Origin of the sequence: Paenibacillus popilliae ATCC 14706, assembly GCF_000315235.1 — a bacterium.
Taxonomy (GTDB): Bacteria; Bacillota; Bacilli; order Paenibacillales; family Paenibacillaceae; genus Paenibacillus_B; species Paenibacillus_B popilliae.
In genome coordinates this window covers 1-359 of record NZ_BALG01000393.1, presented here as the reverse complement: position 1 = coordinate 359, position 359 = coordinate 1, and the positions used below count along the sequence as shown (strand labels likewise).

Sequence of the window (359 nt, the reverse complement as noted above, 5' to 3'; positions counted from 1 at the left end):
CATGTGTCCACAATCTCTTTATATGCATCCATAACAGGAGATTTACGTGATGGTTTCACAAGTTTCAAATTCCAGTCTGAACGATCTGCATATTTTTTTGCGGTTCTCCAGTGAATACCAACCTTTTCTGCAATTTCACGGATTGAAATCCCTTCTACTTCTCTAAGAAATTTGATATATTGTTGCTGAGGCATTTTCAACATCCTTTGTCTATCCCCTTCTCGCTTGTTCTGCTCAAACAAAACGATAGGGGAAGTATTGGGGTGCTGGCAAGTGCCTCTTTCTTTTTCTAGTAAAAATGCAATTTAACTAGGCATTTTTATGCTGCTATTCTTAGCACTTTTAGTTTGCCATAAACA

General features: G+C 37.6%; 1 pseudogene. It reads right to left on the bottom strand.

The features are described 5' to 3' along the window. Positions 1 to 203 (bottom strand): annotated as a pseudogene (locus PPOP_RS17705) (IS21 family transposase); the annotation flags it as partial. Positions 204 to 359 lie beyond the last annotated feature (156 nt).